Raw genomic sequence first — 9,330 nt, 5'->3', positions numbered from 1 at the left:
CCCGCACATTAGTGCGGGGCTTTTTGCTTTGTACAATCGAAAAATAAAGGCTGCGTCAGCAGCCTTTATGACGTCAGTGAATAACCTGAGAAAGAAAGGCACGAGTGCGCTCTGACTCAGGATGAGCAAAGAACACCTCAGGTGGTGCCTGCTCCACGATCTCCCCGCGATCCATAAAGATAACCCGGTCGGCAACGGTTCGTGCAAAGCCCATTTCGTGGGTCACGCAGAGCATTGTCATCCCCGATTCCGCCAGCCCTATCATGGTATCCAGCACCTCTTTCACCATCTCCGGATCGAGCGCCGAGGTGGGTTCGTCAAATAACATGATCTTCGGCTTCATGCACAGCGAGCGGGCGATCGCCACGCGCTGCTGCTGGCCGCCGGAGATTTGCCCGGGGAATTTATGGGCATGCTCGGCAATCCTAACTCGCTCCAGATAATGCATGGCCAACGCCTCGGCCTCTTTCTTCGACATCTTGCGTACCCAAATTGGCGCGAGGGTACAGTTTTGCAGCACGGTTAAATGTGGGAACAGATTAAAATGTTGGAATACCATGCCGACTTCGGTGCGTACTTTCTCTATATTGCGTAGATCGTCGTTTAACTCTGTTCCATCAACCACGATGCGCCCTTGCTGATGCTCTTCAAGGTGATTGATGCAGCGGATCGTGGTCGATTTACCAGAGCCGGATGGACCACACAGGACGATACGCTCTCCCTGCTTCACGTTGAGATTAATATCTTTTAAAACATGGAACTGCCCGTACCACTTATTCACATTTTCAAGCGTGATCATTGCGTCGGCAGGCTGCAGCGTTATTTTACTCATATTCATCCTTAGTGCGGCGTACGCCCGGTGTGGAAGCGCTTTTCCAGGTGCTGGCTATAGCGCGACATGCTGAAACAGAAAACCCAATAAATAAGGGCAGCAAAAACATAGCCTTCGGTCGACATGCCGAGCCATGCCGGGTCGACCGTTGCCTGTTGAACGCTGCTGAACAAGTCGAACAGGCCGATGATGATGACCAGGCTGGTATCTTTAAACAGGGCGATAATGGTGTTCACCAGCCCCGGAATAACCAGCTTCAGCGCCTGGGGTAAAATCACCAATCCCTGCATTTTCCAGTAGCCCAAAGCTAATGACTCCGCCGCTTCGTACTGTCCTTTCGGTAGCGCCTGAAGACCGCCGCGAACAACTTCTGCGACATAAGCTGACTGAAATAAGATAACGCCCACCAGAGCGCGGATGAGCTTGTCGATGCTGGTTCCTTCCGGAAGAAACAGCGGCAGCATCACGGAAGACATAAACAGCACCGTGATCAGCGGCACGCCGCGCCAGAACTCGATAAACATAATCGAGAGCACTCTTACCACCGGCATGCCAGAACGCCTGCCGAGCGCCAGCAAAATGCCCAGCGGCAATGCACCTGCTATACCTACCGAAGCAACGATTAGCGTGAGCGTTAACCCGCCCCACTGCCGGGTTTCAACCCTCTCCAGGCCGAGAAAACCGCCGTACATCAGCCACCAGACCGCAAGAGGATAGAGTACCGCCCAGCCTGCGATATAGCGGCCACGCTGTGGAAGCGACTTCCAGAACATCGCGGCAATAGAGAGCAGGCCGACAGCCAGCGCAAGGTTTATACGCCAGCGCTGATCGTGCGGATAAAGTCCGTACATAAACTGGCCAAAACGTGCATGGATAAATACCCAGCAGGCACCTTCTTTGGTGCAGTCGGTGCGCGTTTCACCTACCCAGTTGGCCTGTAAAATCGCCCAGTTAAGCAGCGGAGGGATTAGCTCCCACATCAGCCAGGCGCAGGCTAAAGTGAGTAATGTATTCAGCCAGCTGGAGAACAGATTTTTACGCATCCATTGCCAGACTCGCGCAGGTCGGGCGGTAGCCGGACTAACCTGGTGCGCCGTTAATGTTTTAATCATCGGGATTCCTTAACGCTCAACCAGGGCGATACGGCGGTTATAAACGTTCATCAGCAGGGAGATAACGAGGCTGATAATCAAGTAGACCGACATGGTGATAGCGATGGTTTCAATTGCCTGCCCGGTCTGGTTCAGTACGCTTCCGGCAAACAGCGACACCATATCCGGGTAGCCGATAGCGGCCGCAAGAGATGAGTTTTTGACGATATTCAGATACTGGCTGGTCAGCGGAGGGATGATGACTCTCAGCGCCTGGGGCACAATAACCTGACGCAGCGTCACCTGATTTGGCAGGCCGAGCGAACGGGCTGCTTCATGCTGGCCATAAGGCACGGACTGAATGCCGGAACGGATAATCTCGGCGATAAACACCGAGGTATAGACCGATAACGCCAGGGTTAATGCGGCAAGCTCAGGGATCAGCACAATACCGCCGCTGAAGTTGAATCCATGCAGGGCGGGAATATTCCAGTGCAGAGCCGCGCCGAAGATCCAATGCGCTATCAACGGCATCAGCACGATCAGCAGGATCGCTACCGGCCAGCTGCGGCGAATTTCGCCGGTTCTTACCTGATGCATTTTGTTATAGCGATACAAACCGGCTGAAATAGCCAGCGCTATCAGGAAGGCGGCAATAAAAGCCAGCAAGCCTTCGCCCATGACCGGAGCCGGTAGAGATAAGCCTCGGTTGCTCAGATACATCAGCCCGAAAGCATCTAACGCCTGGCGCGGCCCCGGCAGGTTACGCAGCACCGCAAAGTACCAAAAGAAGATCTGCAACAGCGGAGGAATATTGCGAAATGTCTCTATATAGAAAGTAGAGAGTTTGCGCAGTAGCCAGTTATCAGACAGCCTGGCAAGGCCGACGAAGAAGCCGATAAACGTGGCAAACACGATACAGAGTGCGGAAACCAGCAGCGTATTCAGTAGCCCGACAACGAAGACTTTTCCGTAGGTGTCGCCCTGCTCGTAATCGATAAGATGCTGAACAATTCCGAAGCCTGCGGCACGGTCGAGGAAAGCGAAGCCGGAAGTAATACCACGATTATCCAGGTTGGTTATCGTGTTGTGAATAAGGTAGATAGCAATACCAAGAACAATCGCCACGGCGACGATTTGATAAAGCCAGGCGCGAACCGAGGGATTAGAAAAGGACCAATCTGTCTTCACGGTTGGGCGGCGATGACGCATAAGCAAACCTCAGTAACAAGAAGCTAAACCCAGGGCACCACCCGAGCAGTGCCCTGTTCTTATATGCCGCTTAGCGAACCGGCGGGGCGTACTGGATGCCGCCGTTATTCCACAGATTGTTTTGGCCACGCTTGATTTTCAGCGGGCTTGCGGAGCCGACGTTATTGTCAAAAATCTCCGCGTAGTTCCCCACCTGTCTGACGATGTTGTATGCCCATTTGTTGTCGAGCTTCAGGTCTTTACCAAAATCACCTTCTTTACCTAACAGGTGCGCCATATCCGGCGTGGTTGGGTTCGCGGCCATTTGATCCACGTTTTTAGAGCTGATACCCATCTCTTCAGCATTCAGCATCGCAAACAGCGTCCAGCGCACAATGGAGAACCAGTCATCATCGCCGCGGCGCACCACCGGCCCGAGAGGCTCTTTTGAAATGACCTCCGGCAGCACCAGCCACTCGGCCGGATTGCTCAACTTAATGCGCAGAGCGTAAAGCTGTGACTGGTCCGAGGCCAGGGTATCGCAGCGGCCTGACTCCAGCGCTTTTGCCGACTCGTCGGAGCGGTCAAAGGTCACCGGCGTGTACTTCATGTTATTGGCTTTGAAGTAGTCGGCCACGTTCAGCTCGGTATCAGTACCGGCCTGAATACAAACGGTTGCCCCGTCCAACTCTTTAGCGCTCTTCAGGCCAGCCTTGTTATGGGTGAGGAAACCAATGCCGTCGTAATAGGTTACTCCGGTAAACACCATGCCCATTCCTGCGTCGCGCGAGGAGGTCCATGTGGTGTTACGGGAAAGAATGTCCACTTCGCCAGACTGGAGTGCGGTAAAGCGCTCTTTGGCCGTCAGGGGAGTGTATTTCACCTTCGTCGCATCGCCGAAAACGGCCGCTGCCACGCCGCGACATACGTCCACATCAATACCGGTAAATTTGCCGCTGCCGTCGGCGTAAGAGAAGCCCGGCAGGCCGTCGCTAATCCCGCATTGTACAAAGCCTTTCTTTTTTACCGCATCGAGCGTGGTACCCGCATGTGCCTGATTAGCCATCGCAAACAGCGTGCCGGTAGCGACCAGAGTGGCGATCATCATCTTCTTCATAATGCATCCTGTGTGGCGAAATTATCGTTATTGGCATGGTGGCGTCCGGGAGGCGCCGTATCCCTGTCTGTGGTAATGGCCAGAGTCATATTCTTTAAAGCAAAGGCGATGCCAGGTTTATGAGTAATCAGATACGGACAGTGCGGCGGGAAAAGAAGCGGTAAAGCGTGCAGGCATTGCTCTGAAAAGGTGCAATGCTGAAACTAACGGCGCATTTGAGAGCAAAATGATTCAGATAAGGTGTGAGAAGGCGGAGTAAAGGAAAGCGCGAGCAGGCTCGCGCTTGTAACGGAATAAAGAGTTACTTGGTTAAGGCAACAATACCCAGAGCCACACCGGCTACGGCGGCAGTCCCGGCGGCAATGGCGCCAGCGGTTTCCCAGTTATCCTGGGTGGTGCCTTTCATACAGGTATTGGTATGCACCAGACGGCCCTGGTCGTCGTATACCGGTACGCAAGGGGAGTTTGTGGCGCAGCCAGCCAGAAGCGTGGAGAGTAACGCGGCGGCGATTAATTTTGTCATTTTAAACCTCAGTTGAACCTAACTCCGGGGCAGGGAGAACTCTCATCGTTACCCTGAAAGGTACGGAGTTTTCACAGGTGCTGCCACGGCGTGAATGCGGCTATTTTATCACCCCGAATCTACGCTCGTAGAATGGGGAATAATTGCAAATCGTGTGGAGTGTAAACAAAGTGAAGAAAACGGCGATGCGGCGGTAAAAAATGAGGAAAATCGTCAGGCGTCGGGTGTTAGAAAAGAAAAAAGGCGCTTCCCCATGCCGGGTTGCGCCTTTTCACAACACTCGCTGATTAGTATCAGTTCATGCCGTATTTTTTCAGTTTCTTACGCAGCGTACCACGGTTGATGCCCATCATCAGGGCAGCACGGGTCTGGTTACCGCGGGTGTATTGCATCACCATGTCCAACAATGGCTGTTCTACTTCAGCCAGTACCAGCTCATACAGGTCATTCACATCTTGACCGTTCAGTTGAGCAAAATAGTTCTTCAGTGCCTGTTTCACGGAATCACGCAGGGGTTTTTGGGTTACCTGATCCTGAGAGTTAACGGTAGAAACGGTCAGTACGTCAGAATTTACGCGTTGTTCGAACATAGTTCTGTCAGCTCTTTATTTCTGTTTACGCAAAATTTTCGAAGTATGCCTCCAACGCCTCCAGCTGTTCGCCGGAATCCTCAATAGCGTTGAATGTGCGCCGAAACTGGTCATCTGGAGCGTGTTCCTGGAGATACCAGGAAACGTGTTTACGTGCAATTCGGTAACCTTTCACATCGCCATAAAAGCTATGCAGTTCCCGAATGTGCGAGCAAAGTAAGCGCTTTACCTCTGCCAGAGGCAAGGGCGGAAGCAGCTCTCCAGTGTCCAGATAGTGCTGGATTTCCCGAAAGATCCAGGGTCTTCCCTGAGCTGCACGGCCTATCATCAGGGCATCAGCCCCCGTATAGTCAAGCACAGCTCTGGCTTTAAGCGGGTCAGTAATGTCACCATTCGCGATAATCGGAATGGAAACTTTCTGCTTAACTGCCCGAATGCTGTCGTATTCAGCATCGCCCTGGAATAAACAGGCGCGTGTGCGTCCGTGAATTGTCAGTGCCTGAATGCCACAGTCTTCAGCCAGTTGGGCAATCTCTACACAGTTACGGTGCGCGGGCTCCCAGCCGGTACGAATCTTCAGCGTTACAGGAACATCCACTGCCTTCACTACCGTCGTCACGATGTCCTTTACCAGACTCGGATACTGCAGAAGGGCTGAACCTGCCAGCTTACGATTTACCTTTTTTGCCGGACAACCCATATTGATATCAATAATCTGGGCGCCATTAGCCACGTTAATACGCGCGGCTTCCGCCATCTCTTCAGGTACGCTGCCGGCAATTTGCACGGTGCGAATACCCGGTTCATCCACATGTACCATCCGCAAACGGGACTTGTCGCTCGCCCATACTTCCGGGTTGGAGGACATCATCTCGGAAACGGTTAACCCGGCTCCCATCTCGTAACACAGCGTCCTGAATGGTCTGTCAGTAATGCCAGCCATAGGTGCTGCAATCAGGCGATTTCTGAGCTGGTGGTGTCCGATGCGCATGAGTTAAGAAATGACCATACTGTACCTGCAAGGCGGCGTATATTACGCATTTTTTGCACGAGATGAAAGGCCAAACTTTGAACAATCCTCTGTCACAGATCAATGAAGCGCTAACCAGCTCAAGGTTATTTAATAATTAACGCTAATAATCATAAGCTTAGGATTTATCCTTTATTTCATGCTGTTTTAAATTTTCCTGAAAGTTAGCAGAAATAAGCTGTATGACAGGGGCTTTTTGCCAGATAAACCGCTGTTTTTGTGGTCAGTTTTGGGTTTTTTATGCGAGCAAGCTCTCATTTTTAGCCCGCAGATTGTCACTAAAACTGGCCAGGAAAAGCATGCGGCAGCGCCGCCGCATGCTGCACTTTTAATCAGCCGTGTTTGCGCCCGGTGATGCGGCACCACTCTTCTTTTTCCGCTACCGGGTCGAGAGTGAATTTATCCGCATAGGCTTCACAAACGCTCTCGGCCTGGCTTGCCAGTACCCCGGAAAGCCCAAGGAAACCTCCCTCAACGGGCAGGACGCTGATTAACGGCGCCAGCTCGCGTAATGGGCCAGCCAGGATGTTTGCTACCACCACATCGGCGCTCATGGCTTCCGGCTGGTCTTTTGGCAGATAAAGCTCCAGGCGCTCGGAAACCCCATTACGCTCGGCGTTATCGCGGCTGGCCTGAATCGCCTGCGGGTCGATATCAATCCCGATGGCTTTGGCCGCGCCAAGCTTCAGGGCGGCAATGGCCAGGATCCCGGAGCCGCAGCCAAAATCGATAACGGTTTTACCCGCCAGATCCAGCCCATCGAGCCATTCAAGGCACAGGGAGGTTGTTGGGTGGGTGCCGGTGCCAAAAGCGAGGCCCGGGTCGAGCATCACGTTAACGGCGTTCTCATCCGGCACGTCGCGCCAGCTTGGGCAAATCCACAGGCGGTTGCCGAAACGCATCGGGTGGAAGTTATCCATCCATTCGCGCTCCCAGTCTTTATCTTCGAGCTGTTCCACTTTGTGGTGGAAGCCGTTGCCCAGCAGCGGGCACTGCTCAAGGATAGCAATCACTTCTTTCATGTCGGTTTCCGCGTCGTACAGGCCGATGACGTCGGTATCTCCCCACAGGCGGGTTTCCCCCGGCAGCGGCTCAAAGACCGGCGTGTCGTGGGTATCCTGGAAGGTGACGGAAACCGCACCGCTTTCAATCAGCGCATCGCCTAAGCTTTCGGCGTCGCCGCCGGTAGTATTAATTTTCAGTTGGATCCATGGCATGGCGAAACTCTTTATTTATCAGTAGTTGAAACGAGAAGGGGTTCCGGTACGGCACGGCCAAAGCGGTTGCCTACCAGGAACGCCAGCAAACTTAAAACCAGCGACGGCACAATTGGATGGAAGCCGAACAGCTGAATGCTGAAGCTTGCCAGCAGCGCGTAAAGCGTGCCGCCGACTATCATACCGCTCAGGGCGCCAGCGGCATTGGCTTTGTCCCAGTAAAGACCGAGCACCAGCGGCCACAGGAAAACGGCTTCCAGGCCGCCGAAAGCGAGCAGATTTAGCCAGATTATCATCTCTGGCGGGCGCCAGGCGGCCAGCATCATCAGAATACCCAGCACCAGCGTGGTGGTGGTGGAAATGCGCTTCAGGCGGCTCTCCTGACGAATTTTAGCCGGACTTGCGCTTAGCCACAGGTCTTTCACGATAGTCGCGGACGCCTGCAGCAGGTGGGCGTTAACGTTAGACATGATGGCGGCCATCGGGGCGGCAAGAAACAGGCCCGCGGCCCACGGCGGCAGAACCTGCATCATCAGGGTAGGAATCACCAAATCCGGCACCGTGAGGCCCGGCAGAACGGCTCTGCCAAGCGCGCCTGCCAGATGCATGCCCAGCATCAAAATTGCCACCACGATGGTGCCGATGATAATGCCCCTGTGCACCGCTTTGCTGTCTTTATAAGAGATGCAGCGCACCGCCGTATGCGGTAAACCGATAACGCCGAAGCACACCAGCACCCAGAACGAAGTCATAAAGGTTGGCGTCAGGATATCGTCGGCCCCGTGCGGGCTGACCAGCTTTGGATCGATATGCTCGAGGGTCTGCACCGCATTACTCAGGCCGCCCGCAGCGTGAACCACGCCGACCAGCAGCACGATGGTGCCAATCAGCATGACCATGCCCTGCATCGTGTCATTTAGCACGCTGGCGCGGAAGCCGCCAAAGGCGGTGTATAAAGCAATGGTTATCCCGAAGATAAGCAAGCCGGTTTCGTATTTGATCCCGGCCGCCGTTTCCAGCAGGCGCGCCCCGCCGATAAACTGCACGGCGATTGCGCCGACAAAGGCGACCAGCAGGCTAACGCTTGCTATCCAGACGACCGCGCGGTTCTGGTAGCGGGCCTGAAGCATATCGTTGAGCGTAATGGCGTTATAGCGCCGCGCCAGAATAGCGAACTTTTTGCCCAGAATACCCAGCGAGAGCCAGATCGTCGGGATCTGAATCATCGCCAGTAGCACCCAGCCCAGTCCGTATTTATAGGCGGCACCCGGCCCGCCGATAAACGAACTGGCGCTGATATAGGTAGCCGTTAGCGTCATCGCCAGCACAAAGCCGCCCATGGAGCGGCTGCCGAGGAAATATTCACTGAGGAAGGTGCCGGAGCTGCGCTGGCGCATGGCATAAACCGACAGGCCAAATACCACAATCAGGTAGACGGCCAGTACGGCGATAACTTCATTTTGCATTTTCGTCCTCCAGTGGAATATCGCGGAAGACCGTTCTGACCATCAGCCAGCAGAGCAGGATGAAAAGCAGTGGCACCAGCAGGCAGGCCATTTCAAACCAATGCGGCAGGCCGGTGAATCCCTGAGTATTATCGGGTAAGTAAGCGGCCACTAACCAGGCGGCAAGATAGAGCAGGGTCAGCCAGAGCGCCCAGCGCGCTTCTTTATGGGCCTGAACAAAACGCTTGTCCATTTTTATCCCTTGAGTTCGCGGAAAGCGGCGATTGTAACGCA

General features: G+C 54.0%; 10 protein-coding genes. All 10 read right to left on the bottom strand.

The window, feature by feature from the left end; genetic code table 11:
* Positions 1-73: 73 nt before the first annotated feature.
* Positions 74-832 carry an amino acid ABC transporter ATP-binding protein gene (locus HMPREF0201_RS19310; protein WP_039898872.1) on the bottom strand — a complete coding sequence of 253 codons (759 nt, stop codon included), beginning with the start codon at positions 830-832 and terminating at the stop codon, positions 74-76.
* An 8-nt stretch (positions 833-840) separates the two neighbouring features.
* Positions 841-1,875, bottom strand: coding sequence for an amino acid ABC transporter permease (locus HMPREF0201_RS19305; protein ID WP_392397301.1), 1,035 nt, complete (start codon positions 1,873-1,875; stop codon positions 841-843).
* A gap of 78 nt (positions 1,876-1,953) precedes the next feature.
* On the bottom strand, positions 1,954-3,135 hold the full coding sequence (locus HMPREF0201_RS19300; protein WP_016538441.1) for an amino acid ABC transporter permease: 1,182 nt from the start codon (positions 3,133-3,135) through the stop codon (positions 1,954-1,956).
* Positions 3,136-3,205: 70 nt separating this feature from the next.
* Positions 3,206-4,231 carry an amino acid ABC transporter substrate-binding protein gene (locus HMPREF0201_RS19295; RefSeq protein WP_016538440.1) on the bottom strand — a complete coding sequence of 342 codons (1,026 nt, stop codon included), beginning with the start codon at positions 4,229-4,231 and terminating at the stop codon, positions 3,206-3,208.
* Positions 4,232-4,532: 301 nt separating this feature from the next.
* A complete protein-coding gene (locus HMPREF0201_RS19290) occupies positions 4,533-4,754 on the bottom strand; it encodes a hypothetical protein (protein ID WP_016538439.1) in 222 nt (73 codons plus the stop codon).
* Between the two features lie 293 nt (positions 4,755-5,047).
* A complete protein-coding gene (gene fis, locus HMPREF0201_RS19285; RefSeq protein ID WP_000462905.1) occupies positions 5,048-5,344 on the bottom strand; it encodes a DNA-binding transcriptional regulator Fis in 297 nt (98 codons plus the stop codon).
* A 25-nt stretch (positions 5,345-5,369) separates the two neighbouring features.
* Positions 5,370-6,335: a tRNA dihydrouridine synthase DusB gene (gene dusB / locus HMPREF0201_RS19280; protein WP_016538438.1), complete on the bottom strand. Its 966-nt coding sequence runs from the start codon at positions 6,333-6,335 to the stop codon at positions 5,370-5,372.
* Between the two features lie 371 nt (positions 6,336-6,706).
* Positions 6,707-7,591, bottom strand: coding sequence for a 50S ribosomal protein L11 methyltransferase (gene prmA, locus HMPREF0201_RS19275; protein WP_016538436.1), 885 nt, complete (start codon positions 7,589-7,591; stop codon positions 6,707-6,709).
* Positions 7,592-7,602: 11 nt separating this feature from the next.
* Positions 7,603-9,057 (bottom strand): sodium/pantothenate symporter, encoded by a 1,455-nt coding sequence (gene panF / locus HMPREF0201_RS19270; protein ID WP_016538435.1) that lies wholly within the window; start codon positions 9,055-9,057, stop codon positions 7,603-7,605.
* Entirely contained in the window at positions 9,047-9,289 is a 243-nt protein-coding gene (locus HMPREF0201_RS19265) for a YhdT family protein (protein ID WP_016538434.1), read from the bottom strand. The genes panF and HMPREF0201_RS19265 overlap by 11 nt, the downstream gene beginning before the upstream one ends.
* Between the last annotated feature and the right edge of the window lie 41 nt (positions 9,290-9,330).

Source organism: Cedecea davisae DSM 4568 (genome assembly GCF_000412335.2).
Classification (GTDB): domain Bacteria; phylum Pseudomonadota; class Gammaproteobacteria; order Enterobacterales; family Enterobacteriaceae; genus Cedecea; species Cedecea davisae.
The sequence above is the reverse complement of the archived record's forward strand: the minus strand, read 5'-3'. Positions and strand labels throughout refer to the sequence as shown.

Bases quoted from the DNA above. Each gene is read 5' to 3' on its own strand.
- HMPREF0201_RS19295 (WP_016538440.1), bottom strand. From the start codon at position 4,231: ATGAAGAAGATGATGATCGCCACTCTGGTCGCTACCGGCACGCTGTTT.
- panF (WP_016538435.1), bottom strand. From the start codon at position 9,057: ATGCAAAATGAAGTTATCGCCGTACTGGCCGTCTACCTGATTGTGGTA.
- HMPREF0201_RS19265 (WP_016538434.1), bottom strand. From the start codon at position 9,289: ATGGACAAGCGTTTTGTTCAGGCCCATAAAGAAGCGCGCTGGGCGCTC.
- HMPREF0201_RS19310 (WP_039898872.1), bottom strand. From the start codon at position 832: ATGAGTAAAATAACGCTGCAGCCTGCCGACGCAATGATCACGCTTGAA.
- fis (WP_000462905.1), bottom strand. From the start codon at position 5,344: ATGTTCGAACAACGCGTAAATTCTGACGTACTGACCGTTTCTACCGTT.
- HMPREF0201_RS19290 (WP_016538439.1), bottom strand. From the start codon at position 4,754: ATGACAAAATTAATCGCCGCCGCGTTACTCTCCACGCTTCTGGCTGGC.
- HMPREF0201_RS19305 (WP_392397301.1), bottom strand. From the start codon at position 1,875: ATGCGTAAAAATCTGTTCTCCAGCTGGCTGAATACATTACTCACTTTA.
- prmA (WP_016538436.1), bottom strand. From the start codon at position 7,591: ATGCCATGGATCCAACTGAAAATTAATACTACCGGCGGCGACGCCGAA.
- dusB (WP_016538438.1), bottom strand. From the start codon at position 6,335: ATGCGCATCGGACACCACCAGCTCAGAAATCGCCTGATTGCAGCACCT.
- HMPREF0201_RS19300 (WP_016538441.1), bottom strand. From the start codon at position 3,135: ATGCGTCATCGCCGCCCAACCGTGAAGACAGATTGGTCCTTTTCTAAT.